Source organism: Thermodesulfovibrio yellowstonii DSM 11347, assembly GCF_000020985.1.
Classification (GTDB): Bacteria; Nitrospirota; Thermodesulfovibrionia; order Thermodesulfovibrionales; family Thermodesulfovibrionaceae; genus Thermodesulfovibrio; species Thermodesulfovibrio yellowstonii.
This window is the reverse complement of sequence record NC_011296.1, coordinates 1,250,423-1,276,935: the sequence shown is the minus strand read 5'-3', so window position 1 is coordinate 1,276,935 and position 26,513 is coordinate 1,250,423. Positions and strand designations below refer to the sequence as shown.

Sequence of the window (26,513 nt, the reverse complement as noted above, 5' to 3'; positions counted from 1 at the left end):
TTTAAAAATGAGTGAAATGATTAAAGTAATTGATATTGGAACAACAAAAATATCATTTGCAGGAGCAAAAATTGAAAGTGGAAAATTAGTAATTGATTTTTTAAAGAGTTATCCATCTGCTGGTTTAAAAAGAGGCAAAATAGTTGACATGGAAGCAATGATTTCATCTATTAAGAAATCTTTACAGGATATAGAGAGCACCTTAGGAATAAGATTGAAAAAAGCTTTTGTTTGTTCCTCTGGAAGTGATATTGAAGGTATATGTAGTAATGCAGCAGTAAAAGTAAAGAAGAGAGAAGTAACAGAACAGGATGTTGATTTAGCAATTGAAGCAGCAACTGCTATGCAGATTCCTTATGATAGACAGGCAGTTCATATTCTACCTGTTGAATTTGTTGTGGATGGAGTAAACGGGATAAAAGATCCTGTTGGAATGAAGGCATTAAGGCTTGAGTCTAAGGTTTATATTATAACTGCTTCATCGTCACATATTCAGAATCTTATTACATGTTGTAATAAAGCGGGCATTGAAGTTGAAGACATTGTGCTTCAGAGTGTGGCTTCTTCGGAGGCTACACTTTCAGAACATGATAAAGAAATGGGAACACTGGTTGTTGATATAGGTGGAGGAAGCATAGACATGGCAGTATTTTATGATGGTTATTTAAGACATGTTGCAACATATGGTATCGGAGGTAATCACATTACAAATGATTTAGCAATAGGATTAAAAATTCCATTCCATGAAGCAGAGAGAATAAAAACGCAATTCGGAGTTGCATTGCCTGATATCAGATTTGGTAGTTTGAAGTTCAAAGAAAATGAAAAAGATATAGAAATTGTTGGACTGGATAAGCATTCTATTAAAATTCCTCTTAATGTGATAAAAGAGATAATCTATGCAAGATGTGAAGAAATACTGGAAGTCTTAAAAAAGGAATTTACCTCTATCCCTCAGGATATTTCTATATCTTCAGTAGTTTTTACAGGTGGGACATCATTGATGCAGGGTTTTATCTCCTTAGCTGAAGGATTTTTATCAATACCTGCAAGAATAGGAAAACCAGATACAGGACTCATGACAGTTTGTTCCGAGTTTGGTTTAGATGAAAGTATAATGGAGCAGAAAGAGGAATTTGAAGAAATTTTTACTCCCGAATTTGCTTCAACCATAGGAACAATAATTTATGCAATTAAAACAAGAGGTTTTAGTGAGTCATACTCTGGTTTAGCGAAATTATTTAGTAAAATTGGAACATGGATAATGGAAAAAACCTTAAGAAAGTTTAAATAAAATTAGAAGGGAGGAGGAGCAAAATGTTTGAAATTGAAGAAGTAGAGAGACCTGTAGCAAAGATAAAGGTGATAGGAGTTGGAGGAGCAGGCACGAATGCTGTAAATACAATGATTTCTTCTGGTATTTATGGAGTTGAATTTATAGCAGTAAATACAGATATACAACATCTTGAAATTTCCTTAGCTCCTGTTAAAGTGCAGATTGGAAAAGAGCTTACAAAAGGTCTTGGTGCAGGTTCTGATCCAGAACTTGGCAAGAAATCAGCATTTGAAGACAAGGATACACTTCTTTCTTGCATAGAAGGTTCTGATTTGATTTTTATAACTGCTGGAATGGGTGGAGGAACAGGAACTGGTGCTGCACCTGTGATTGCTTCTTTAGCAAAAGAACTTGGAATACTGACAGTAGCAGTTGTTACTAAGCCCTTTTATTTTGAGGGTAAAAAAAGGCTTCATAATGCAGTTGTTGGAATAAAAGAGCTTAAAAAATATGTAGATACTATAATTGTTATTCCTAATGATAGAATTTACATGGTTGTTGAAAAAGGAACTCCTCTTGTGAAATCTTTCGCAATTGCTAATGATATTTTAAGGCAGGCTGTTCAGGGAATTTCAGATCTTATTTTAAGTCCAGGCTTTATAAATAGAGATTTTGCAGATGTAAGGACTATTATTGAAAACTCTGGTAAGGCTGTGATAGGACTTGGAACATGCACAAAACAGGAAGGAGCAACTGAGGCAGCTCGCCGGGCAATTAATAATCCACTGCTTGAAGAAACATCCATAGAAGGTGCTAAAAGAATTCTCATAAATATCACTGGAGGATTTGATCTTACTCTTGATGAAGTTCAAGAAATTGCTGGGACTGTATATGATATTGCCCATGAAGACGCAAATATAATATTTGGAACTGTAATAAAATCTGAAATAGAAAATGAGATATTTGTCACGGTCATTGCAACAGGTTTTGAGGATAAATCTGAAGAGATAACTTTAAGCTCCACTGAGAAATGGATGCCTAAAAGTAGCAGCATTTCTTTGAAAGAAACAAAGAGAATTATTTCAAAAGATATTCAATCTCTTTCTTCATTAAGTCTTGATTCAGTTTCAAATTTTTCCAGTAAACAGTCAGATTTAGATATGACCGCATCAGAAACTTCTTTGAAAAAAGAAACAGATGAGCATTTAGTATCTTCAGTCTCAGCTCAAGAAAATACTAAACATTCTGAAACAAAATTAGAGCCTACTGATGAAAAACAAAAAACAGAGCCTGTAGAACATGAAAATTCAGTTATCTTTCTTAAAGAACCTTCCAAAGATATTCCTCCAGAGATTGAAGATGAAATTGATATTCCAGCTTATTTAAGAAAGAAACATAAAATACTGAATGAGAAAAATATTTGAAAAGATTAATGCTCTATTAGAGAAAGAAAAGGGCACAATTTTTAAAGAACATGGTGGCAGAATAAGAATATGTCTTATATATCCAAATTTATATCCGATTGGAATATCAAATTTAGGATTTCAAACTGTTTACAGGCTTTTTAATCAAAGAAAAGATATTGTCTGTGAGAGAGTTTTTCTTCCAAAAGATATAGAGGATTATAAAAAATATCCCCTTGTTTCATTTGAATCAAAAACTCCTATTTATGCATTTGATATATTGGCTTTCAGTCTTTGTTTTGAAAATGATTATCCATCCATTTTAAAAATCCTTGAACTCGGTAAGGTTCCTTACTATAGTTTTCAAAGGAATTTTAATCATCCTTTGGTAATAGCAGGTGGAGTTTTATGTTTTACTAATCCCGAACCTGTAGCTCAAATTTTTGATATTATTTTCATTGGTGAGGCTGAAGGACTTATTGATAAATTTATTGAAGTTTATAAGTTTGTTAAGAATAATTCCTATGAAGAGGATTTTAAAGAAAATCTTAAACGAGAAGTTTTAAAACTTGATGGATTTTATGTTCCAGAGGCTTATGAGGAAATACATGATGCACATGGAAAATTGATTGGAAGACAACCCGTCTGGAACAATGCTTCTGAAAAGATAAAAAGAGTTTACTGTAAAGAATTTACAAAAAAATTTAGTTTTTCTCAAATAATAACACAAGAAGCTGTATTTTCTAATATGTTTCTTGTTGAAACCATGCGTGGATGTCCTTTTAGTTGTAGATTTTGTCTTGTAGGACATGTATATAAACCTGTCAGAAAGGCTAACATTGAAGATTTAAAATCAAAAATTGAGGAACTTAAACCTTTTCAGGCAGGTTTAATAGCTCCCTCAATTACAGCTTATAAGGAACTAAAAGAATTATTAAAAATTTCTGATGTTGAATTGTCTTTTACTTCCTTAAGGGCGGATAAATCTACTATTGAAATTTTAAAAACTCTCGCATTACGTAAAACCGTCACTTTAGCTCCTGAAGCAGGGACTGACAGACTCAGAAGGATAATAAAAAAGGAAATAAGTGAAAATGATTTATTGCTTATTGCTCAAGAGCTTAATGAAACAGAACTTGAAATTCTCAAGCTTTATTTCATGATAGGTCTTCCTTTTGAAAAGGACGAAGAGATTGATGAAATAGTTAATCTTATTAAAAAAATTCGGAGTGTTTTTCAACGCAAGATAACAGCAAGTGTCAGTATATTTGTTCCAAAGCCTTTTACTCCGTTTCAATGGCATAGAATGGAGAAATATGAAATAGTTAAAGAGAAACTGAAAAAACTAAAAAAAGACACATTGCAGATTAAAGGATTTAAACTTGTTCATGAAGTCCCGAAGTATTCTTACATGGAAGGTTATTTTGCAAAGGCTCCAAGAAAAGCAATTTCAGTGATTGAGAGACTTTCAAAGGGAGAAAATTTTTGGCATTTTTTTGATGAAATACAGGATAGCCTTTATGAAATAAAATCATTTAATGATTATCTCCCATGGGATTTTATTGAACATGAAGGATTAAGCAAAGAGGCTTTGTGGAAGGAGTACGAAAAAGCAATAGCTATAGCCTGCCAAACTGATAACATTTAAATAGGTCAGGAGATTTTTCATTTCCACTTAAAGTTCTGGCTCTAAATCTGCAACCGCCTCTACATTCCTGAAGAAATGCGCAGTTTATTTCAGAACATTCAAGTTCTTTTAAAATAATCTGTTTTTTCTTTTTCCATAGATTTTCTAACCCTTCATCAATTTGTCCAATAGGTTCATTTTCATAGAAAGAACAAAAAGCAACTGAACCTGTTGCAAGGATTGCCATAAGATGGGCACCACATCCATATCCTTCTGCTCTTGGATGGTCTTCTACGGAAAACCCATATTTCTGCATGATTGTGTAGGTTTTTTCTGGAGAAACCCAGAGTTCTTTATTTAATTTCAAATTTCCTGTAATTGTAAGGGCATCAATGGTCCATTCCCTTATTTTTAAAGTTTTGATAAGGTTTTCAAGTTCATCAAACTCTTCTATGTTTTCTTTATGAATAACTGTTGCGATACTTACTTGAAATCCGTAATCAATGGATTTTTTAATTGCTTTTAAAGTTTTATCAAATGTTCCCTGTCCTCTTAATATTTCGTGTCCTCTTTTCATTCCGTCAAGGCTTATCTGGATTTCTTCAAAATTTAGATTTTTTAATATGTTATCATTGAGTAATAGTCCATTTGTAAAAAGAATTTTCCTTATAGCGAGGTCTTTTATAAAATTATTAATTTTTTTAAATTCTGAATGTAATAAAGGTTCTCCACCTGTAATCAGAACTCTTAATCCTTGCATTTTTTCAAACTCTTTGAGAGTTTTTTTTATTTTTTCAAAAGAAAGTTCCTGAGACTTGTCTATATCTACAAAATGCGAAAATTTTTTCTTCTGACATGTACCTGAATTTACAAAGCAATGTTTGCATCTTAGATTGCAACGATTTGTAATCTGAAGCTCAAGATATCTTAGAGATGGAATTGGTGATTGCTCTATTGCAGTTTTAATTCTTTTTTGAGGGATTTTAGTTAAAATTCCTTCATTTAAGCAGTATTCAATGAATTTTTTGTCATCTTTTTCCCCTTTATTGAGTGTATTGGGTAGAGCATTACTTTCTGATATGTCACTGAGTATTTTTAATGCCCTTTTATCAATACAGTAAATTTCATCTGTTTTTATATTATAAAGTGCAGGAAACTCAATTAGTTTTATAAAGATTTTTTCATTGAGATAATACTTACCCAATTTCATAAGTGGAAAGCCTTTCTGGACAATGACATCTAAAGTTGAATCTTTCTTCTATTGATTTTTTAAAAATATCAATGACTTCTGGTTCACCATGCACAATAAAAATTTCAGGCTTTGTTTTGATAGCTTTAAGCCATTCAAGAAGTTCATCTCTGTCAGCATGTGCTGAAAAACCTCCAATAGTGTAAATTTTAGCTTTTACTGGAAGCATTTTACCAAGTATCAAAACCTCTTTTTCTCCATCAACAATTTTTCTTCCAAGTGTGCCTTTAGCCTGAAATCCTGCGAAGATAATGCTACATTGTTCTCTGTAAATATTATGATAAAGGTGATATATTATTCTTCCACCCTGACACATTCCGCTTCCAGCAATAATAACAGCCTTTGAGTTAATTGTATTAAGTTTTTTTGATTCTTCAACACTTTTTATAAAATGAAGCTTTATGGATGAGCGATTCGGGTGTCTCATTTCTCTTAAGGCTTCATCATCAAAAAGTTCTGGATGTGAAAGATATATTCTTGTGGCTTCTTCTGCAAGAGGACTGTCAAGATAGACATCTATTGGTTCTAAAATTCCCTGCCTTACAGATTTATTGAGAATATAAAGCAAATCTTGGGTTCTTCCAACAGCAAAAGCTGGTATTATAACATTCCCTTCTTTTTTAAATGTATCTTTTATCGCTTGAATAAGCTCCTTAATACTTTCTTCAAGATTTTTATGAAGTCTGTTTCCATAGGTTGACTCTAAAACAAGGTAGTCTGCTTCAGTTGGAGGGATAGGATCCTTTAAAATCGGATTCCCTGTTCTTCCAATATCTCCTGAGAATACAATCGTTTTATTATTAATTTTTATTTCAACAGTTGCTGAGCCAAGAATATGTCCGGCATCAAGGAATCTTATGCTTATTCCATTAAAATTTAATGTTTTTTGATAGGGTAAAGTTTCTATCTGTTTCAAAGCTTTGTATATATTTTCTTCATCATAAAGAAGTTGTTTATGATTCTCATTTTTTTGTACTTTTAATGCATCAAAGAGCATTATTTCAAGAAGGTCTTTTGTGGCAGGAGTTGTGATAATTCTGCATCTTAGTCCTTCTTTGACAAGCTTTGGAATAAGAGCAGAGTGATCAAGATGAGCATGAGTAAGAATAACGAGGTCTATTTTTCTTGGATTGAATGGGAAAGGTTCATAATTTAGGAATTCTTTATCATTTTCCTGAAAAAGTCCACACTCAATGAGAATATTTTGTTTTTCTATTTCAAGGAGGAAACATGAACCTGTGACAGTTTTTGTTGCTCCGAAAAACTGAATTTTCATGAAATAAATAATAGCATAAAAAATATATTTTTTGATAAATTTATATAACATGATTTACCTTGATTACAATGCAACAACTCCTTTAGAACCAAGAGTAAAAGAAGAAATAATAAGAACTTTTGAGGAGTTCGGAAATCCTTCAAGCTCTCATAGCTATGGTAAAAACGCAAGAAAAATCATTGAAACTGCAAGAAAGAAAGTAGCAGAACTTATTGAAGCAGAACCTGAAGAGATAATTTTTACTTCAGGAGGCACAGAGTCAAACAATCTTGCAATATTTGGAAGAGCTTTATGTTTTAGCAAAGGGCATATAATAACATCTTCAATTGAACATCCTTCAGTGCTTAATCCATGCAGACAACTTCTTCGCATGGGATATGATGTAACTTTTCTTCCTGTAAGTCCTGGAGGCATTGTTGATCCAGAAGATGTAAAGAAAGCAATAAAAAAGGATACGATTCTTGTAACTATAATGCACTCAAATAATGAAACAGGTATAATTCAGCCAATTAAAGAAATTGGAGAGATTCTTCTTGAAAAAGAAATACCTTTTCATACAGATTGCGCTCAGAGTATTGGAAAAGTTCCTGTTTCTGTAAATGAACTTCCTGTTACAATGCTTAGTTTAGCAGGGCATAAATTTTATGCACCTAAAGGAATTGGAGCGCTTTATATAAGAAAAAATTTTATTATAAAGCCTGTGCTTTTGGGCGCATCTCATGAAAAAGGCTTAAGACCAGGGACTGAAAATACTGCTTATATTGCAGGATTAGGAAAAGCAAGTGAAATAATCTCTCAAGAGTTTTCTCAAATAACCGAACATCTTCATCATGTTACAGAGCCATTACTTAACGGACTTCTTGAGATTCATAATGTTAAGTTTAACGGAAAGAAAGCTCCAAGACTTCCAAACACAATAAATATTTCAATCAAAGGTATATTGGCAGATGAATTCGTTGAGAGGTTATCTGGCAAAGTCGCAATTTCATCAGGTTCTGCTTGCCATGCAGGAACAAGGAAACCAAGCCATGTTTTGCTTGCAATGGGTGTTTCTCCTGAAGATGCTCTCTCCTCAATAAGAATAAGCACAGGAAAATTTACAACGGTTGATGAAGTCATGGAAACTATTGAAATAATTAAACAAGAACTTGAATAAAGCTCTCATAAATGTTTTTTAACTCAAAAATAAAAAGTTCTTCATACTATAAGGCAAGTCAAAAGAACATAAAATGATATAATAAAAGATGTCCCATCCATTGAAAATTAAGGAATTCAGAGCTTACTGGATAGGTCAGATAATTTCTTTAAGTGGCACATGGATGCAGCAAATAGCACAGAGTTGGCTTGTTTATGTTCTTACTAAATCCGCTTTTTATCTCGGATTGATTTCTTTTCTTGCTTCATTCCCTGCGCTTCTTTTCACATTATTTGGAGGTGTAATAGCTGACAGATATCCAAGGAGAAATATTTTAATTGTAACCCAGTGTTTATCATGTTTACCTGCTGTGATTCTTGGTATCCTTATTCACTTAAATGTTATAAATATCTGGCATATTGCCGCAGCATCTTTCATTCTTGGAGTAGCTACTGCTTTTGATATGCCGGCTCGGCAGGCTTTTATAACTGAAATAGTATCTCATGAGATGATTACTACTGCTGTAGCAATGCAATCAATATCTTTTAATATCGCAAGAATTGCAGGACCTGTTTTTGCAGGATTTATTGTGACTCATTTGAGTTTTTATATGTGTTTTTACCTTAATGCATTGAGTTTTATACCTCTTATTTTAATTCTTCTGAGCATTAAACCAGACTTTCCTTTAAGTGCTTCAGAAAATAGGTCTTTCAGAAAAAGTTTGAAAGAAGGATTTAGGTTTCTTCTTAAAAATGAACAAATTTTGTATACAATTTGTGCAGTGGGAATTTTTACATTATTTGGCCTTTCCTTTATGACAATACTGCCTATAATAGCTGGAGAGGTTTTAAATGTTGGAGCTAAGGGTTTTGGTATAATTGTCTCATCTATAGGAGCAGGTTCACTTTTAGCTGGCATTCTCATAGCATTAAAAAAAGATATTAAAGAAAAGCTAAATCACATTTTTAGAGCATCGCTTTTATTTCCTGTTGCTATTTTCGGAATTGCATTTTTCAATGAATTTTACATTACAATTTCATTTGCTTTTATAATAGGTTTTGCCTTAGTTAATTTTTTTATTGTGAGTAACAGCTTTATTCAGCATCAGACAGAACAAAGACTCAGAGGAAGAATAATGAGTTTTTTTGCGTTTGTTTTTTTAGGATTTACTCCAATTGGGAATTTACTTGCGGGAATTCTTGTTGACAGATTTGGCGTTAACCCAGTGCTTGAACTTTATTCTTTAATATGTTTAGCTGGAGGAATTATTTTTCTTAAAATTTTACCTGCAACTCGTATTAGAATTTCATGATATAATGAAAAAATGGATCCATTAGAAGTCATAAAAAAATACTATAGTCCTCAAAGTTTGGCATTTATTATTCTTGTTAATCATTCACAGAAAGTTGCAGAAAAAGCAGTAAAAATAGCGGAAAATTTAAATGCAGATAAACAGTTTATCTATGAGGCAGCAATGTTGCATGACATAGGAATTTTTATGACAAATACTCCGAAATTTGATTGTCATGGCAAATATCCCTATTTAGCTCATGGTTATCTTGGAAAAGAAATACTTGAAAAGGAGGGATATCCTAATCATGCTCTTGTTTGCGAGAGACACACTGGCGTAGGAATAACAAAGGAAGAAATAGTTAAAAAAAATCTTCCTTTACCTCAAAGAGACATGATCCCCATTACATTAGAGGAAAAAATAATTGCCTATGCAGATAAATTTTTCTCAAAAGAATCTGATGGTTCAGTAAGAGTAAGAACAGTTGATGAGATTATCAAAGACCTTTCAAGATACGGTGAAGAAAAGGTCAGAATTTTTAAGGAATGGATTAATATGTTTGAAGGGACTGCCTTATGAAGCAGCCCCCTTAGCTAATTCTTGAAATTTAATTTCCTGTAAAGCCTGAATAAGCCTTTCTCTAACTTTAAACCAGACAGGATGTACAGGACAGTGAGAGATTAGTCCACAGATTTTGTCATTTATTACACATCTGTTTAAAGCTACTGCTTTTTCCATTGCAACTATTACATCAAACAGTGTTATCTCTACAGGCTCTCTTAAAAGTTTTATGCCACCGCTTACCCCTCTTTTAAGTTGAACTAATCCTACTTTTTCAAGCTGTTTCAGTATTTTCCTTAAAAAGCTTTTTGGAATTTGCATCTGTTGTGATATCTCCTCTGCCCGTGCAGAGTAATCTTTTTTACCTGAAAGATAAAGCACAGTTCTAATTGCATAATCTGTTTCCCTTGTAATCTGTAGTCCTTTAATAGCCTTCCTCCTTAAGCTCTTTTTCTGTAATTTTATACATAAATGTTTTATATGTCCATGCCTGATAAAAAAGAACAATCGGAACAAAAATTATAATAACAATTGTCATTATTTTCAAAGTGTAAGGGCTTGAGGAAGAGTTAAATAGCGTAAGACTGTATTTAGAGTCAATTGAAGAAGGAATAAGATTTGGATAAAGCCCTATGACACCGCTAAATACAAGAGATATAATGAACAAGGCTGATGAAATGAAAGCTCTACCTCTTTTGTTTTTCATTATATAAAAGCCTGTTACAAGCAGACATGTTACAGCCAATGCAGGCACAGCAAACCAAAAGGGAAGTTTGAGGAAGTTATCGTAAAGATTTGTAAATACTGCTGTAAGAATAAGAAATAAGACAGCGCATATAGCCTGTAGATACCAGAATTTTTTGGCTCTTGCCATTGCTTTTTCTGCTAAGGTATCTTGAACTTTGAGAGATATCCATAATCCTCCATGAACTATGAATGTGAAAAGAAATAACAAACCTACAAGTAATCCATAGGGATTAAGAAGGCTAAATAGTGTTCCATAGTAACCAGAATCATCAAATTTTAGCCCCATAAATATATTTCCAAAGGCAACACCGAAAAGTAAAGAGGGAATGAGACTTCCTAAGAAAATACCAATATCCCACAGTTTTTTTTGTGTGTCTGTTACGGCTTTTGGTCTGAACTCTACAGCAACACCCCGTAAAATTAAAGCAAAAAGGATTATAAGGAGCGGCGTATAAAGATAACTAAACATATAGGCATAGGTAGTAGGGAATGCAGCAAAAGTTGCACCTCCAGCAGTTATAAGCCATACTTCATTACCATTCCATACAGGTCCTATTGCATGAATTACTGCTTTTTTATCCATCTCATCTTTTGCAATAAATGGATAAAGAATACCAGCTCCAAAGTCAAATCCATCAAGAGCAAAATATACCGCCCAGAGCAATCCCCATAAAATAAACCATATAATTTGAAACTCCATGATTACACCTCCTTTGGTTCAGGACCTTTTCTTGCATATTTTGCAAGAAGGTATATATCAATTATGCCTAATGCACCATAAAAGACTGTAAAGCCAATTAAGGATGCTAAAACCTGTGAGGGCTCAACAGCTTTTGATACAGCATCAGTTGTTTTTAGAAGTCCATAAACAATCCATGGCTGTCTCCCTACTTCTGCCACAATCCAGCCAAGCTGACCTGCAATATAGGGAAGAGGAATTGACCAAAGAAGTAATTTTAAAAAAATTGTACTGTTTTCAATATATCTAAACTTTATCAAAACCAAAAGAGTAAGCAGAATAAAGAGAAAACCTAATCCAACCATTAGTCTAAAGCTCACAAAAGTAAGAGTAACAGGAGGTCTTTCAGAGGGTGAAAACTCTTTTAAGCCTTTGATTTCCTTTTTTCCAGCAAGTATACTTAACATTGAAGGTATTCCTATTGCCTCAACTGAGTTTTTTTCATTTTCAGGGTCTGGGATAAGGAGTAAATACATAGGTGCGTTCGTAGTGGTGTTCCAAAGAGATTCCATTGCTGCAAGCTTTGTTGGCTGAGTATGTGCTACTTCCTTTGCATGAAAATCACCAACTGCAGCAACCAATATGGAGCTTACAAGAGCGAATATAGCACCAATTTTTAGACACTTTTTGAAAAATTCGGTTTCATTTTTATTGAGCAGATGGTAGGCTGAGATTCCAAGCACAAAAAATCCTGCTACTACCCAGCCTGAAAGAACAGTGTGGGCAAATTTAAGAAGCCCGTAGGCATTTGTTACAACTGCCCAGAAATCAACCATCTCAGCACGGTTATTATTTATTACATATCCCACAGGATGCTGCATCCAGCCATTGGCAATCAAAATCCATAAAGCAGACAGATTGGTAGCTAAAGCCACAAGCCAGATGGAAAGGGCATGAAGTTTTGGAGATATTTTATTCCAGCCAAAAATCCAGACACCAAGGAAAGTGGACTCAAGAAAGAAGGCAACAGTTGCTTCAATCGCAAGTGGTGAACCAAAAATATCGCCTACATAGCGGGAGTATTCTGCCCAGTTCATTCCAAACTGAAACTCCATAGTAATTCCCGTAACAACCCCTAAGGCAAAATTAATAACAAAAAGCCTCCCCCAGAACTTTGCCATTCTTAAGTAGTCTTTGTCTCCAGTTCTTACATACTTTGTTTCCATGTAGGCTACAAGAATGGATAGTCCGAGAGTAAGAGGAACAAAGATAAAATGAAAGGCTGCAGTTGCAGCAAACTGTAGCCTGCTTAATAAAACTGTGTCCATACTTCCCTCCTAAATTTTATTGTTGACTAATTTTATCCACTTTTAAAAATTTTGTCAAGTGCTTATAAATACAAAGTATAGACTTGGCATTTTGATTTAATTTTTTGCTATAATTTTTTAAGCCCCCTTAGCTCAGTAGGATAGAGCACAGGTTTCCTAAACCTGGTGTCGCAGGTTCGATCCCTGCAGGGGGCATTTATTTTTAAATTTTTTTATTCTGTTCCTTTTTTATTTCATCTTAATTCTGTTATAATTGTTTCAAAATAACTTTAAAGGGAATAGATTATGAAAAAATTTAGAATTTTTGTGATGCTTTTTTTTATTTTCTATTTTTATTCTTTTGCTATAGCTGCTGACCAGAGATATAATCTATCTATTGAAAACTCTCCTGTCATTGGTAATAAGGATGCACCTGTTACAATTATAGAATTTATTGATTATCAGTGACCACACTGCGTGGAGGTCGGTCCGACCATAGATAGATTGGTAAAAGAACTGGAAGGCAAGGTTAAGCTTGTTATAAAATTTTTCCCTTATCGGTATAGAGATTATTCAAGGATTGCAGCTGAAGCAGCAGTAGAGGCTTGGAAACAGGGAAAGTTCACTGAAATGCATGATTTATTAATAAAAAACTCTCCAAGACTTGACAGAGAATCACTTATAAATTACGCAAAGAAGCTGAATATGGACGTAGAAAAATTTATAAAAGCAATAGATAATCAGGAAGGTGCATCAATAATTGATAAAGATTTAAAGCTTGCAAAAGAGCTTGATCTTTATGTAACACCGGCTTTTTATATTAACGGTATAAAAGTGCTTGGTGTTAGAGACAGCGAATACTTTAAAGAGATAATTTTCAGAGAACTTAAAAATGTTAAGAAGAAATAGTATTTTAATTTTTTTATGCTTGATTGCCTTGTTTTTTAATATTGAAGGCTTTGCTTCTGAAAAAAAGAAAAAGAAAATTCAGCCTTTGCCAGCGGTGCCTGTTCCTGAGAATAACCCAATGACTCAGGAAAAAATAGAACTTGGTAAAAAGCTGTTTTTTGACAGAAGACTTTCAGGCGATGGAACAACAAGTTGTGCAAGCTGTCATGACCCTGAGAAGGCATTTACAGATGCCTCTGAGATATCTCTAAGTTATCCCACCACAAGAAACTTTAGGAATGCTCCGACTCTTATGAATTCTGCTTATGCTAAACATCTTTTCTGGGATGGACGAGCTAAAACATTAGAAGAACAGGCAGAGTTTCCCATTATGTCACCTTTTGAAATGAATCAAAATCTTGATTTTGTAGAGGAAGAAATTAGAATAGTGCCTGAATACAGGGAAGCATTTAAGAGGATTTTTGGGCAGGATGTAAATATTAAATTGATTGCAAAGGCTATTGCTGCTTTTGAAAGAACTCTAATTTCAAAAAATGCACCTATTGACAGATACCTCAAAGGAGATAAAAACGCATTATCTTCTGAAGCTAAAAAAGGACTTGAAATATTTACAGGTAAAGGAAAATGCATAGATTGTCATTATGGTTATTACTTAAGTGATCAGGAATTTCATGCGCTTATGGTTCCTGAAAATCCAAAATATGCTAATGAAGACAAATTTATTGTTACAAGAAGATATGTAGCAAAGATAAATAAATATCCAGACTACATGAATATCAAGGAAGACCTCGGGAGATATTTCAAAACCAAAAAACAAAAAGATTATAAAGCGTTTAAAACACCTACATTGAGAGAGGTTGCAAAAACTGCTCCATATATGCATAATGGTATATTCAAGAGTCTTGATGAAGTTATAGACTTTTTTAATAAGGGTGGAGGAGAAGGTAATAAAGTTTTGAAACCTCTTAACTTGACTGAAGAAGAGAAAAAAGTTTTAAAAACATTTCTTGTTGAAGCCCTGAGTGGCGAAGATTTAAAAATAAAACCACCTGATATTCCATAAGTATTTCTATTGAGGAGGATTTATGAAAATTGAAGAAATAATAAAAGAGAAGCCTCATTTACAGAGCCCACTTGAGCTTTATGAAAAAATAAAAAATTTAACAGAGCAATGTAAACAAGAAAAAGAAAGAGTGAAACTTGACAATGATATTGCCTTGATTGATATTGTTCTTAAAAATTTTTCCTCTATTTTTAATATTCCTTTTGAATCCATATCTTTTCTAAAGGATGAAATTATAAAATCTGGCAAAGACATAATAAAAGAGCCTGATAGTCTCTGGTTTCTTCCCATACAAAGTGAGGAACTTTCAAAAGAAGAACTGGAAAGGATGCTTTTTATATTGAGTAAACCTTTTTTTGTATTTCTGAGGAAGGAAGGACAACAGGCATCATTTATGGATACAGGTAAATGTCCTGTTTGTGGAACAGATTCATCTCTTGCTATGATTACAGAGAATAATGAAAAAATAATGATTTGTCCACTTTGTGAACATGGTGGAAGCTTTTTCAGAATAGGATGTCCTTATTGCTTTAATAAGGATTCAAGTAAAATTGAAATACTTCTTGATGATGAAGAAATAAGAGCAGAAGTTTGTCTTGAATGTAACACTTATATAAAAAGTTTCAGAGAAAATCACTATATTAAATACAGAGATCCATTTTTGATTGACCTGATTAGTTTACCTCTTGACATAGTAGCTCAAAAAAAAGGATATATAAGAAGATCTCCTAATTTTATTGGGTTAAGAGTAATAAAGTAATGGGGAAAAAGGTTTTTCACGAGCTTATATCACTTGATGAAGCAAAGGAAAAACTTTTTAACAACTTAAAAAAAATAATACCTGTTCCTACTGAATCTGAAACTATTTTAGTTAAAAACGCATTAGGAAGAATTACAGCAGAGCCTGTTTTAGCAAAATTTTCTTCTCCTTATTTCCATTCAGCTGCAATGGATGGATATGCAGTTAAATCCCAAAAAACATTCTTAGCAACAGAACGAGAGCCTGTAAGACTTCAAATAGGTGTTGATGCTCAATGGATTGAAACAGGAGACCCTCTCCCTGATGGCTTTGATGCTGTTATCCCTGTTGAGGATGTAACACTTAGAGATGGATTTATAGAGATTTATTCCTCTGTACCTCCCTATAATGATGTAAGACCAATTGGAGAAGACATTGTTGCAACAGAACTTATAATTCCCGAAAGCCATGTAGTCAGAGCTGTTGATATTGGAGCTATTTTAGCAAGTGGAATTATTGAAATAAAGGTGAGAAAGAAGCCTATTATAGGGATTATTCCTACAGGTTCAGAATTAATTCAGCCAGAAAAACTTAAAGAAAGAATGCCACAACCACCAGAACTGATTGAATATAACTCAGCTGTTTTAGAAAATTTGATTAAAGAGGCTATAGCAGAGCCAAAGGTTTATCCAATAGTTCCAGATGAAGAAAAGGAAATAAAGAATGCTATTTTAAATGCTATCAAAGAATGTGATATAGTGCTTTTAAATGCAGGTTCTGGATACGGAAAGGAAGATTTTACATATAAAGTCATTAATGAGCTTGGCAATGTCATTATAAATGGTGTAGCAATAAAACCTGGTAAACCTTTTATTGCAGGATTTATCAAAAATAAACCCATATTAGGAATTCCTGGATATCCTGTATCAGCATTTCTATGTTTTGACCTTTTTGTTAAACCCTTAATTGAACTTTTTTTAGGTATATCTGTAAAAAAGGAAGAAAAACTTAAAGCAATACTGTCAAGACAAATTTCTTCAAATATGGGAGTTGATGAGTTTGTTAGAGTAAAAGTAGGTAGGGTAGGGGGAAAATATACAGTAACGCCCATGGGAAGAGGAGCAGGACTTTTAATGTCTGTTGTAAGAGCTGATGGATATATTGTTATTCCCAAAGGTTCTGAAGGATTTTCACAAGGGGCGGAAGTAAAAGTTAACTTATGGCGAAATAAAGAAGAAATTGACAATACTGTGGTATGCATTGGTAGTCATGATAATACGCTTGATGTTTTATACAATTTTTTAAGAAAAAGTTATCCTGACGTTACTCTTTCCTCTGCTCATGTTGGTTCAATGGGTGGTCTTGTTGCAATTAAAAAAGGAGAAGCCCATATGGCAGGCACTCATCTTCTTGATGAAGTAACTGGTGAGTATAATATTCCATTTATAAAAAAACTTATGCCTGATAAAAAAGTTGTTCTTATAAATCTTGTTTATAGAATACAGGGATTTATTGTGAAAAAGGGAAATCCTAAAAACATTAGAGGATTTAATGACCTTACAAATGAAAATGTAGTTTTCATAAATAGGCAGGCAGGTTCAGGAACACGGCTATTACTTGATAAACATTTAAAAGAACTGGGAATATCACCATCTCAGATAAAAGGCTATGATACAGATGAATATACTCACATGGGAATTGCTTCAGCTGTGCTTACAGGTAGAGCTGATGTAGGGTTGGGTATTCTTGCTGCTGCACAGGCACTTGATCTTGATTTTATACCAGTAGCTAAGGAAAGATACGATATTTTGATTCCCTATGAATTTCTTGAGCTTAAAATAATTCAAGCAGTTTTAAGGGTAATACAGGAAGACAAAGAATTTAGAAAAGCAGTTGAAAAACTCGGTGGTTATGATACTACAGATATGGGGAAAATATTTTATTCTAATTAGCTTTGATTATTTTTAAGCTCTTCAATAGCTTTTTCAATGGTTTCTTTATCAATACCCAGAATCCTTTTTGCACCAATAAATCTGCTCAGATAATAGGGAGCTTCTAAACTATCAATCGTTACTTTTTTTGATCTTGTTGATGCATGAATAAATAGATTGTCTCCAAGATAAATTCCTACATGCGATGGAAATTTTGCATAGGTTCTGAAAAATACAAGGTCACCTGGCTGAAGTTCGTCTTTCTTAACTGGAATTCCCATTGTAAACTGTTCTCTTGCACTTCTTGGCAGTTCTATACCAACCATTGAATATACTTTTTTGACAAAAAAGGAACAATCAAGTCCGTTAAAACTGTTTCCACCAAATCTATATGGGAGATGAAGCATTTTTTTTGCAAATAAAAGCAGCCTTTCTGTGAGACTCATTTGGGAAAGATCTTCTGATGCTTTAATCTCTTCTATTTCTTCTGCTTTTTCATCTATATCTAATTTTGCCGAAGCTAAAACAGGAACTTTTTCATTCTCTCTTATGGAGATATTTTCTTTAGGTTTTTCTGGAGCTTTTACAATAAGTTTTTGTCCTTTGCTAAGTTTATTACTATTTAAACCGTTAAGATTTTTCAGTTCTTCTACTGATATATTGTATTTCTTTGCAATTCTGAATAGTGTATCGCCTTTTTTGACAATGTGATATTCTGCTTCATTTGATTTTGATTGTTTTGTAATTTTTTCATTTTTTTGAGGGATTTCTAATTTCATACCTACTTGCAATTTATTATTTTTCAAATTATTTGCTTTTTTAATATCACTAATTGAAACATTAAATTTTTTTGAAATCTGCCAGATATTGTCACCTTTTTTTACTGTATATGTCTGAGCAAACACAAGACAGGGAAAAATCATTAAACTAATTAAAAAAATAAATATTTTACCCATATAAATCACCTCCTTATGCAGCATTTATCTTTTGAAAATCAGTCAACCCCGGTAATTCGTTTAAACTTGAAATACCAAAAAGTTTTAAAAATTCCTTTGTTGTTCCATAAAGAAAAGGCCTACCAGGTAATTCTTTTTTACCTACAATTTTTATAAGTTTTTTTTCTATTAAGCTTTTTATTGCATAATCTGAGTTTATACCTCTTATTTTTTCTATTTCTGCCTTGGTAATAGGTTGTCTATAAGCTATGATAGCGAGTGTTTCAAGTGCCTGTTCAGAAAGTTTATTATGTGTATGTATTTTTTGAAATATTTTTATCCATTCCGCATATTCAGGATTTGTAACCATTTGATAAGAATCTTCAATTTTAATAATGATAATCCCTGAATTCCTTAATTTATATTCTTCCATAAGTTCAAAGATAATTTCTTTAAGATGCGATTCAGATATATTTAGTATTGTAAGCAGGATTTTTGTAGAAATAGGTTTTTCAGCAATGAACAATAAAGATTCTATAATTCCCTTTATTTGTTCTTTTTTATTGAAGAGATTCATAGCTTCCATATTATACAGAATCAGATTAAAAAAATCAATTTTTATTTATTAATTACCATACCTCTAATGCTTACAAATGGTTTAAATATGTTACAATTAAACAATGCAAAGCAATATATTAGACGATAAATTTTTTATGAAAAAAGCATTGCTTTTGGCAAAAAAGGCAAACTGGAGAACGTCTCCAAATCCAATGGTTGGTGCTGTGATTGTCAAAAATGGAAAAATTATTTCAGAAGGCTATCATAAAAAAGCAGGTTTACCCCATGCTGAAGCTGAAGCTATAAGGAATGCAAATGAATCTTTAAAAGGTGCAACTCTTTATGTGACTCTTGAGCCATGCTGTCATAAAGATAAAAAAACACCTCCATGCACAGACGCTATAATAAACTCAGGAATTAATAGAGTTGTTATTGGTATGAGGGACCCTAATCCGAAGGTATCAGGAAAGGGTGTAGAAATTTTAAATAATCATGGAATTAAAGTTATAGAAGGAGTGCTGGAAGAAGAAGTCAAGAAACTAAATGAGTTTTATATAAAATACATAACAACCAGCCGTCCTTTTGTAATTCTTAAAATAGCAATGACTCTTGATGGCAAAATTGCCACTCCCTTAGGTGAGTCTAAGTGGATTACATCAGAAAAATCAAGAAAATTTGTGCATTTGATACGTTCAAGAGTTGATGCTTTGCTTTCTGCTTACGGAACCGTGTTGAAAGACAATCCGATGTTTACATCAAGAATAAAAGGTGGAAAAAATCCTTTGAGAGTTATAATAGACCCAGAACTCAAGATTCCTCTCAATTATCATGTCTATAATCCTCCTCCAAATACCATAGCTGTAGTGCATGAGAAAAAATTAAATGATAAAAATATAAAACATCTTATACATAGAGGGATAGAAATTGTATCTTTTTCTTCAGAAAAAGTAGACCTTCAATGGCTTATGGAAGAATTAGGAAAAAGACAGATAACTTCTTTAATGATAGAAGGAGGTTCATCACTAAATAGTTATGCTTTATGGAGCGGGATAGTTGATAAACTGATGATTTTTATTGCACCAAAGATAATAGGCGGTGCACAATCTTATCCAAGCATTGGAGGTAATATTTATAAAAATCTTGATGAAGCTTTTGAAATCAAAGATTTAAAAATAAGAATGTTTGGAGGAGATATTTTTATAGAAGGATATTTAAAAGGGTTGAAAAAATTTTAATTTTGAGCTAAAGTTGTATTAATTGGAATTTTTTCAAGAAAGGAGGTGAGAAAGGATGAAGAAGTTTTTATTAGTTGTAGTATCTGCTATGTTTATTTTTGCTTTTGGTTGCGCAACAAAGGACTATGTTAAACAGGAAATTGACCCTCTGGTTGACAGAATAGGAAAACTTGAAAGCAAAGTAAATAATCTTGAATCAAAAGTTAACGCTATTGATAAGAAGGTTGATGACTGCTGCACAAAGGCTGATGAAGCAGCAAAGAAAGCAGAAGCTGCTGCTCAGAGAGCAGAGGATGCAGCAAAGAGAGCAGAAGCTGCTTCACAAAAAGCAGGAAAAGCATTTGAGCTTCAGCAGAAGAAGTAGTTTAGATTTTTTTAGAGCCACGAATCCGAAGGCAGGATTTGTGGCTCTTTATTTTTGATGCTTACAGAGGTGGGAATTCCACTTTTTTGTTTTATTACATAGTAAAGTTTGAAAGTATCCACATGTTTTAAAAGTCCTTTCTTAGCAAGCTGTTCTATTGCGTTTTTAAGATAATCATAGTCTTTTAATTGGTCATCTCTGTGGACTTCAATGTAAACCTCATTGCCGACTCTACCAACCTTTACAGGTTGTCTTACAATTATTACTTCTGTGCCAACAGGAACTATATCAAATAGTTTTGGAATGTCTTCTGGATAAAGTCTTATACAACCATGAGTAACCTTTCTGCCAACAGCCCATGGTCTGTTTGTCCCATGAATCAGATAGCTTAAACCAGAAAGTCTCATTGCATGTGTTCCCAGTGGATTTTCCGGACCTGGTGGAACAACTGCTGGAAGTTCAGGTCTTTCCTGTTTTATTGACTCTGGAACATACCATGGAGGATTAACAATTTTATGAGATATTTTAAATTTACCCATTGGAGTTTCAACTCCATCATCACCTATACCAATTGGAAATGTTGTAACTAATTGTTCCTTGGATTTTTTATGAAAATAATAAAGTCTCATTTCAGAAAGATTTATGATAATTCCCTGAAAGTTGTTCACTCTATCAGGTAGAATCCAGAAAGTGGGAATTATTGCTTTGTTTCCATCTCCGGGCACAAAAGGATCCAAATTAGGATTGGCATCTACGATTTCATTATAACCTAAATCGTAATGTCTTGCGATTTCTATAAGTGATTCTTTGTTTTTTAATATATGAGTTTGGAGTTTTCCAATAATTGTTGTATCCTGTGAGACCGAAAATGTCTCACCAGAAGAGATATTAAAATTCAGCAATATGAAACATATAATTGTTAAATAAAAACATTTTTTCATATGTCAAATTTATTGTCTAAATTAAAACGGTCCCAACGGGATTCGAACCCGTGTTTTAGCCTTGAGAGGGCTACGTCCTAGACCTGGCTAGACGATGGGACCTTTAAAAATACTGGGGAGAGAGGATTCGAACCCCTACAAGCAGATCCAGAGTCTGCCGTCCTGCCGTTAGACGACTCCCCAATCTTTTAAAGATATATCACAAAAATGTTTAAATTGTCAAACTTTTCCAGATGTTTTATTGGATTTGTATGAATAATTTAGTGTATACTTTACTATGCATCCATTTGTAGAACTTGCTAAGAAGACTGTGGAAGAATATGTAAAAACCGGAAAAATACCCACAATCCCTGATAAGATTCCCCCTGAGATGAATAAAAAAGCAGGGGTATTTGTTTCAATTAAGAAAAAAGGTCAACTTCGTGGCTGTATAGGAACATTTGTTCCTACCACTGAAAATATATACACAGAAATAGTTAGAAATGCTATAGCTTCAGCAACAGAAGATCCTCGCTTTCCTCCTGTTCATCCTCAGGAACTTCAAGAATTGGAATATTCAGTTGATATACTCAGCCCACCTGAACCTGTTAAAAGTCTTGATGAACTTGACCCTAAAAAATACGGAGTAATTGTTGTAAAGGGATGGCAAAGGGGATTATTGCTTCCAGATATAGAAGGTGTTAATACAGTAGATGAACAACTAAGAATTGCTAAACTAAAAGCAGGTATTGACCCGTATGATTCTGATGTGGAAATTTACAGATTCAAAGTGGAGCGTTACAAGTAACTTTTTCTTCCCAGAGTCTATTTTTTATTTCATCTATTAGTGGGATAAGAGTTTTTTTATCTATTGCAGAGATTCCGATTGCATTGTATCTATTACAAATTTGCTTTGTTTCCAATGATGAGAGTTTATCAATTTTGTTAAATACTAGAATAACAGGTTTTATATCAAGCCCTAATTGACTTAAAATTCTATTTACAGACTCAATATGATTTTCAAATTGAGGATTAGAAATATCAACAAGATGAATAAGCAAAGATGCGTCTTGTAGTTCCTCCAATGTAGCTTTAAATGCTGCTACAAGGTCATCGGGGAGGTCTCTGATAAAACCTACTGTATCAGTAATTATAAGCTCTTTTTCTTCAGGAAATTTCAGTCTTCTTGAGGATGTATCAAGGGTTGCAAACATTTTATCCTCAACAAAGACTGAACTTTTTGTAAGAGCATTAAGAAGTGTGGATTTACCAGCATTTGTATATCCTATAATTGAGACAATAGGGATTGAAAGTTCTTTTCTGCGTTTTTTTCTTTCAATTCTTGCCAGCGTGAGTTTTTCAAGTTCGTTTTCAAGATGATGGATTCTTTTATTTATTCTTCTGCGATCTAATTCAAGCTTTGTTTCTCCAGGTCCTCTTCCTCCAATGCCTCCTGCAAGTCTTGACATAGCAGTTCCTTTACCTGTAAGTCTTGGAAGCATGTAACGGAGTTGAGCAAGTTCTACCTGAACTTTTCCATCCATTGTATGAGCTCTTTTAGCAAAAATATCAAGTATAAGCTGGCTACGGTCTATTACTTTTAACTCTGTCATATCAGTTATTGCTCTTATCTGAGATGGAGTTAAATTCTGGTCAAATACCAAAAGTGTTGCTCCCATATCCATTGCTTTAATAATTAATTCTCTGAGTTTTCCTTCACCAAGAAGATATTTTGGATTTATCTGTTTTACTCTTTGAATAATTTTATCTATTACAATCAGGTCTGCTGATTCTGCAAGGTCTTTTAATTCTTCCATATGTTCCTCAAGAATATATTTTGGAGCAGTAGATACACTGATAAGAATAGCTTTTTCTCGAGGGTCTTGCATATCAATAACTCTTGCTCTATCCATTTCTGCTTCAAGATTATCTATGAATTCTTTAAAATTGTGTTTAAGAGAATAAAGATTTGATGAAATGATTTCAAATTGGTTTTGTTTTCCATAAGGTAAAAGATGAACAATATGAACAGTTTCAGGTATTCCTTTCTCATGTGTTAAAACAGCAACAAGATCAAATCTGAGAAGTCTTAGGTCAGTTATATCTTCTCTGTCAGGCATCTCTTTGTTTAAGTGAGTATGGATGTATCTTAAACCTCTTAATTGCTTTTTTCCGATAGGAAAATCTTCCAGTGGAGGAATAAAAATTGAGTGAGCAGTTCCTATTATGACATGAGTTATATTGCCTGACCTATCAATTAATACTCCAATTTGCCTGTTGAGTTCGTAGGATATAGAGCATAAAGATTTTGCCAATTCTGGAGTTATAAAGAATTCAGAGGATTGTCTTTTTCTATAAAGTCTTTCTAATGTATTAATTATACTTTTTTTTAATCCTGTTGTATTACCGTAAACTTTAGCTATTTTGATTTGCCTCCTTAATTTAAGGATATCAAAATTTTAAACTTTTTCTCAAATGATAATAGACAGAGCTATTCTTGAAGTCAAAGCCAGTATTAATGCCAAAGCAATGGTTAAAATAGTTATTAAAATCATTCTTTTAAAGCCTAATTCTTTGAGCAATGCTCCCATTGTTCCAACGCAGGGTATATAAAATATCGTGAATATTGTATAAACAATCAATTGCAAATTTGACATAACAGTATTTAACTGAGTTGTGTGCATTGCCTGAAAAAGCATTATCATTGAGAGTTCTTTTCTGAGAATACCAAAAAGAAGCGTTATACCAGTTTGTTCTGGTAACCCAAGTAGCCAACTAACTACTGGAGAAAAAATTTTATTCAGAATTAGATCAAGCTCTAAATACTCAAGAAAACTGAGAATAATGCTGCTTATAATGAGCAGAGGCCAGGCAACAACCATAAAATCTTTTAATCTAAGCCATGTTTTCATAAAAACATTTTTTATTGCTGGAATTCTCAATGGTGGAATTTCCATTATTAATCCTGCTGTTTCTGGAATAAATTTTGTTAATATTGCACCTAAAATCATGATTACAAACATATTAAAAAGATAAAGCCCTGCTGCAGCAAATCCTCCGATATATGCTCCAATCAATCCGAATATTACTGTTGTTCGTGCTGCACATGGAATTAAAACAGAAAGTGTTGCAGTAATAAAACGGTCTCTTGGAGACTCAAGTATTCTTGTTGCCATAACTCCTGGAACATTGCATCCATAGGAAATAACAAAAGGAAGGATGCTTTTACCATGCAAACCAATTCTATGCATTACTGTATCCATTAAAAAAGCCATTCTTGGTAGATATCCTATGTCTTCAAGAATAGTTAGCCCTATAAAAAATGGGATTAAATAGGGAATAGCAACTCCTAAGCCTCCTGAGAAGCCTTCAAGCAATCCTTTAAAAATAAAAAATAGTAGAGAGTTTTCCTGAACAAATTCTGGAAGTCTTTTAATTAAAGAATTGAAGATTTCTGTGAGAGGTTCTTCTATAATTTTTCCAACTTCAAATACTATAAAAAATATTCCAAATAGAATTAAAAACAATAGAGGATAACCGAGATATTTATTTGTAAGAAGATCGTCAACCTTTTCTCTAAATGATTTCAAGGGCTCTCCAACCTTTGCTACATCTTCAAATAAATTCATTGCAAGGGCATGCCTTTCAGATGATATAACAGTATCAGCGTGTCTTCCATGTGTTGTTTTAATTTCTTCTCTCAAATCATTAATTTTTTTTAAGATTTCAGGATATTTTCCAATTATCTCAAAAAGTTCTTTATCTCCTTCTAATAATTTTATAGCTATATATCTTCTGGGAATGTTTTTTAAGAATTCATAAGGAATAATTTTTTCAATTTCTTCAATTTTTTCTTCTATATCTTTGTGAAAAAATTGAATTTTTGGAATAAGTTTTTCATAATATGCCTGTTTTGCAGAACTAAAAATTTTATCAAGACCAATTCCTTTATTTGCAACAGTTTCAATAACAGGCACTCCAAAAATTTGAGAAAGTTTTTCTTGGCTTATTTCAACGCCTTTTCTACGAGCCTCATCTATCATATTCAAACAGATAACCATTGGAACCTGTAGTTCCGCAAGTTGAAGCGTTAGTTCCAAACTTCTTGAAAGAGTAGAAGCATCAATTACATTTATAACAACATCTGCCTGTCCAGATAAAATGTATTTTCTTGATTCCAGTTCAGCCATGTCAATGGCTGTAAGGGAATAAATACCTGGTAAATCAACTATTTCAAAAGTTTCGTTTCCGACTTTTACTTTGCTTACTGTATAGTGGACTGTTTGTCCAGGAAAGTTGGCTGTTACTGTTTTGTATCCTGCAAGACCATTGAATATTGTGCTTTTACCAGCATTTGGTTGTCCTATAAAAGCAATTTTCATTCTACTTCTTCAACCTCTATCTTTGAAGCCACTCCTTTACCAATTGCTACATCATAGCCATTAACCTCTAAAAGCACAGGCCCGCCTAAAAAGGAGCTTTTTTTTAAAGTTACAATATCACCAACATGTAATCCAAGACATTGAAGATGTTGGCGAACACCTCTGCCTCCTGAAATTTTTAAAATTCTGACTTTTTTCCCATTATCTATATTAACTAATGTTTTCACTGCTACCTCCAAAATTAATTAAAAATCATTGTTAATAATAAAACATTTTAAGAATACCTTTCAACAACAGAGTTTATTTGTGTCTTTTTTTTGAGAATTACATTTATTGGTCACTCCATATGGATAGTAAGTGCCATTTAGGAACCTTATCTCGGTTTCTTTTCTTTTATGCTTTAATGCCTATTCAGAATGAGTCATAGTATAACGTATTTACGTAAATTTAAATAAAATGTCAAGAAAAAAACAATCTAATCCTTCAACTATTATTATGGATTTATGCAGTGTTTGGGATTAACCACTTTTATTTTAACATTCAGTATTAAATTAAATAAGGTGTTCATCTCTGTAATGAACACCTTATTAGACAAGGCATTTAACTTAACGATTTGGTCCCCGGTTAAAATTATGATCTCTACACTGGACTGTTTTTTTACATCCACTACCGCGACCACCACTTTGATGCCCACTGCAGGCATGCCATTCACCATCGCAGGCACCCCAATGATTTCTACAACGGGTCAAACCTTTTGAACCAGAGCGACAACGGTCTGGCATATTATCAGGGTCCTGAGCATGAACTTCATCAGCAAGGCTCAATAAATTTACATTACGATTTGAACCAATAGAAATCATGGAAGCAACAGCACCTAAAGCAATAAATCCTAATTTTTTCAGAAAAGAACGACGATCATCATTCAT

Annotated in this window: 25 protein-coding genes, 3 tRNA genes and 1 pseudogene; 15 read left to right on the top strand and 14 right to left on the bottom strand. The window is 33.1% G+C overall.

Annotation, left to right across the window (positions count from 1 at the left end; genetic code table 11):
* The first annotated feature begins 7 nt into the window (after positions 1 to 7).
* The 3 genes and pseudogenes from ftsA to THEYE_RS06495 all read left to right on the top strand — a co-directional run bounded on the left by ftsA (position 8) and on the right by THEYE_RS06495 (position 4,327).
* Complete coding sequence (ftsA, locus tag THEYE_RS06505) at positions 8 to 1,294, top strand: cell division protein FtsA (RefSeq protein WP_012546083.1); 1,287 nt, start codon at positions 8 to 10, stop codon at positions 1,292 to 1,294.
* A 23-nt stretch (positions 1,295 to 1,317) separates the two neighbouring features.
* Positions 1,318 to 2,406, top strand: a pseudogene (ftsZ, locus tag THEYE_RS06500) (cell division protein FtsZ); the annotation flags it as partial.
* 277 nt (positions 2,407 to 2,683) lie between these two features.
* Positions 2,684 to 4,327 carry a radical SAM protein gene (locus tag THEYE_RS06495; RefSeq protein ID WP_012545178.1) on the top strand — a complete coding sequence of 548 codons (1,644 nt, stop codon included), beginning with the start codon at positions 2,684 to 2,686 and terminating at the stop codon, positions 4,325 to 4,327.
* Here the strand turns inward: THEYE_RS06495 and THEYE_RS06490 are convergent.
* Entirely contained in the window at positions 4,299 to 5,516 is a 1,218-nt protein-coding gene (locus tag THEYE_RS06490) for a radical SAM/SPASM domain-containing protein (RefSeq protein WP_012546061.1), read from the bottom strand. The genes THEYE_RS06495 and THEYE_RS06490 overlap by 29 nt on opposite strands.
* Entirely contained in the window at positions 5,503 to 6,831 is a 1,329-nt protein-coding gene (locus THEYE_RS06485) for an MBL fold metallo-hydrolase RNA specificity domain-containing protein (RefSeq protein WP_164924851.1), read from the bottom strand. The genes THEYE_RS06490 and THEYE_RS06485 overlap by 14 nt, the downstream gene beginning before the upstream one ends.
* Positions 6,832 to 6,880: 49 nt before the next feature.
* Between THEYE_RS06485 and THEYE_RS06480 the strand changes: the two genes are divergently transcribed.
* From THEYE_RS06480 to THEYE_RS06470, 3 genes are all read left to right on the top strand, one after another.
* Entirely contained in the window at positions 6,881 to 7,987 is a 1,107-nt protein-coding gene (locus THEYE_RS06480; RefSeq protein ID WP_012545327.1) for a cysteine desulfurase family protein, read from the top strand.
* A gap of 100 nt (positions 7,988 to 8,087) precedes the next feature.
* Positions 8,088 to 9,278, top strand: a complete 1,191-nt coding sequence (locus tag THEYE_RS06475) for an MFS transporter (RefSeq protein ID WP_164924850.1) — start codon at positions 8,088 to 8,090, stop codon at positions 9,276 to 9,278.
* 12 nt (positions 9,279 to 9,290) lie between these two features.
* Complete coding sequence (locus THEYE_RS06470) at positions 9,291 to 9,836, top strand: HD domain-containing protein (RefSeq protein ID WP_012546058.1); 546 nt, start codon at positions 9,291 to 9,293, stop codon at positions 9,834 to 9,836.
* Here THEYE_RS06470 and THEYE_RS06465 read toward each other — a convergent pair.
* The 3 genes from THEYE_RS06465 to THEYE_RS06455 are packed head-to-tail and all read right to left on the bottom strand — an operon-like array spanning position 9,831 to position 12,572.
* Positions 9,831 to 10,325, bottom strand: a complete 495-nt coding sequence (locus tag THEYE_RS06465; RefSeq protein WP_012544996.1) for an RrF2 family transcriptional regulator — start codon at positions 10,323 to 10,325, stop codon at positions 9,831 to 9,833. The two genes, THEYE_RS06470 and THEYE_RS06465, sit on opposite strands and share 6 nt — an antisense overlap.
* Positions 10,243 to 11,265, bottom strand: a complete 1,023-nt coding sequence (gene cydB, locus THEYE_RS06460) for a cytochrome d ubiquinol oxidase subunit II (RefSeq protein ID WP_012546753.1) — start codon at positions 11,263 to 11,265, stop codon at positions 10,243 to 10,245. The genes THEYE_RS06465 and cydB overlap by 83 nt, the downstream gene beginning before the upstream one ends.
* A 2-nt stretch (positions 11,266 to 11,267) precedes the next feature.
* On the bottom strand, positions 11,268 to 12,572 hold the full coding sequence (locus THEYE_RS06455; RefSeq protein WP_012545853.1) for a cytochrome ubiquinol oxidase subunit I: 1,305 nt from the start codon (positions 12,570 to 12,572) through the stop codon (positions 11,268 to 11,270).
* A 121-nt stretch (positions 12,573 to 12,693) separates the two neighbouring features.
* Between THEYE_RS06455 and THEYE_RS06450 the strand changes: the two genes are divergently transcribed.
* The 6 genes from THEYE_RS06450 (at position 12,694) to THEYE_RS06425 (ending at position 17,214) form a co-directional block, all read left to right on the top strand.
* Positions 12,694 to 12,767, top strand: a tRNA-Arg gene (locus tag THEYE_RS06450).
* 90 nt (positions 12,768 to 12,857) lie between these two features.
* Positions 12,858 to 13,019 carry a hypothetical protein gene (locus THEYE_RS06445; protein WP_164924849.1) on the top strand — a complete coding sequence of 54 codons (162 nt, stop codon included), beginning with the start codon at positions 12,858 to 12,860 and terminating at the stop codon, positions 13,017 to 13,019.
* 9 nt (positions 13,020 to 13,028) lie between these two features.
* Positions 13,029 to 13,460, top strand: coding sequence for a DsbA family protein (locus THEYE_RS06440; RefSeq protein WP_164924848.1), 432 nt, complete (start codon positions 13,029 to 13,031; stop codon positions 13,458 to 13,460).
* Positions 13,444 to 14,523 (top strand): cytochrome-c peroxidase, encoded by a 1,080-nt coding sequence (locus THEYE_RS06435; protein WP_012546373.1) that lies wholly within the window; start codon positions 13,444 to 13,446, stop codon positions 14,521 to 14,523. Before THEYE_RS06440 ends, THEYE_RS06435 begins: the two co-directional genes overlap by 17 nt.
* Positions 14,524 to 14,545: 22 nt before the next feature.
* On the top strand, positions 14,546 to 15,283 hold the full coding sequence (locus tag THEYE_RS06430; RefSeq protein WP_012544950.1) for a formate dehydrogenase accessory protein FdhE domain-containing protein: 738 nt from the start codon (positions 14,546 to 14,548) through the stop codon (positions 15,281 to 15,283).
* A complete protein-coding gene (locus THEYE_RS06425) occupies positions 15,283 to 17,214 on the top strand; it encodes a molybdopterin biosynthesis protein (protein ID WP_012545932.1) in 1,932 nt (643 codons plus the stop codon). The genes THEYE_RS06430 and THEYE_RS06425 overlap by 1 nt, the downstream gene beginning before the upstream one ends.
* On the opposite strand, the gene THEYE_RS06420 is transcribed toward THEYE_RS06425, so the two are convergent.
* Both THEYE_RS06420 and scpB read right to left on the bottom strand, forming a co-directional pair.
* Positions 17,211 to 18,149: a C40 family peptidase gene (locus THEYE_RS06420; protein WP_012546752.1), complete on the bottom strand. Its 939-nt coding sequence runs from the start codon at positions 18,147 to 18,149 to the stop codon at positions 17,211 to 17,213. The genes THEYE_RS06425 and THEYE_RS06420 overlap by 4 nt on opposite strands.
* 13 nt (positions 18,150 to 18,162) lie before the next feature.
* Positions 18,163 to 18,705, bottom strand: coding sequence for an SMC-Scp complex subunit ScpB (gene scpB, locus THEYE_RS06415; RefSeq protein ID WP_200855655.1), 543 nt, complete (start codon positions 18,703 to 18,705; stop codon positions 18,163 to 18,165).
* A 136-nt stretch (positions 18,706 to 18,841) separates the two neighbouring features.
* Here scpB and ribD point away from each other — a divergent pair, with 136 nt between their 5' ends.
* Both ribD and THEYE_RS06405 read left to right on the top strand, forming a co-directional pair.
* Complete coding sequence (gene ribD, locus THEYE_RS06410) at positions 18,842 to 19,921, top strand: bifunctional diaminohydroxyphosphoribosylaminopyrimidine deaminase/5-amino-6-(5-phosphoribosylamino)uracil reductase RibD (RefSeq protein ID WP_038059103.1); 1,080 nt, start codon at positions 18,842 to 18,844, stop codon at positions 19,919 to 19,921.
* A 55-nt stretch (positions 19,922 to 19,976) separates the two neighbouring features.
* Complete coding sequence (locus tag THEYE_RS06405; RefSeq protein ID WP_012545357.1) at positions 19,977 to 20,285, top strand: Lpp/OprI family alanine-zipper lipoprotein; 309 nt, start codon at positions 19,977 to 19,979, stop codon at positions 20,283 to 20,285.
* Positions 20,286 to 20,296: 11 nt separating this feature from the next.
* Here THEYE_RS06405 and THEYE_RS06400 read toward each other — a convergent pair whose 3' ends face one another.
* The 3 genes from THEYE_RS06400 to THEYE_RS06390 form a co-directional block, all read right to left on the bottom strand.
* Positions 20,297 to 21,187 (bottom strand): L,D-transpeptidase family protein, encoded by an 891-nt coding sequence (locus THEYE_RS06400; RefSeq protein WP_164924847.1) that lies wholly within the window; start codon positions 21,185 to 21,187, stop codon positions 20,297 to 20,299.
* A gap of 66 nt (positions 21,188 to 21,253) precedes the next feature.
* A tRNA-Glu gene (locus THEYE_RS06395) sits at positions 21,254 to 21,328 on the bottom strand.
* Between the two features lie 10 nt (positions 21,329 to 21,338).
* Positions 21,339 to 21,409 (bottom strand) — tRNA-Gln (locus tag THEYE_RS06390).
* A 94-nt stretch (positions 21,410 to 21,503) separates the two neighbouring features.
* Here THEYE_RS06390 and amrA point away from each other — a divergent pair.
* Positions 21,504 to 22,013 carry an AmmeMemoRadiSam system protein A gene (amrA, locus tag THEYE_RS06385; protein ID WP_012546745.1) on the top strand — a complete coding sequence of 170 codons (510 nt, stop codon included), beginning with the start codon at positions 21,504 to 21,506 and terminating at the stop codon, positions 22,011 to 22,013.
* Here the strand turns inward: amrA and hflX are convergent.
* From hflX to THEYE_RS06365, 4 genes are all read right to left on the bottom strand, one after another.
* Positions 21,991 to 23,520, bottom strand: coding sequence for a GTPase HflX (gene hflX / locus THEYE_RS06380; protein WP_012545622.1), 1,530 nt, complete (start codon positions 23,518 to 23,520; stop codon positions 21,991 to 21,993). The two genes, amrA and hflX, sit on opposite strands and share 23 nt — an antisense overlap.
* A gap of 156 nt (positions 23,521 to 23,676) precedes the next feature.
* Positions 23,677 to 25,587 (bottom strand): ferrous iron transport protein B, encoded by a 1,911-nt coding sequence (gene feoB, locus THEYE_RS06375; RefSeq protein ID WP_012545132.1) that lies wholly within the window; start codon positions 25,585 to 25,587, stop codon positions 23,677 to 23,679.
* Positions 25,584 to 25,814 (bottom strand): FeoA family protein, encoded by a 231-nt coding sequence (locus THEYE_RS06370; protein ID WP_012546008.1) that lies wholly within the window; start codon positions 25,812 to 25,814, stop codon positions 25,584 to 25,586. Before THEYE_RS06370 ends, feoB begins: the two co-directional genes overlap by 4 nt.
* 378 nt (positions 25,815 to 26,192) lie before the next feature.
* Positions 26,193 to 26,513, bottom strand: coding sequence for a hypothetical protein (locus THEYE_RS06365; protein ID WP_012546242.1), 321 nt, complete (start codon positions 26,511 to 26,513; stop codon positions 26,193 to 26,195).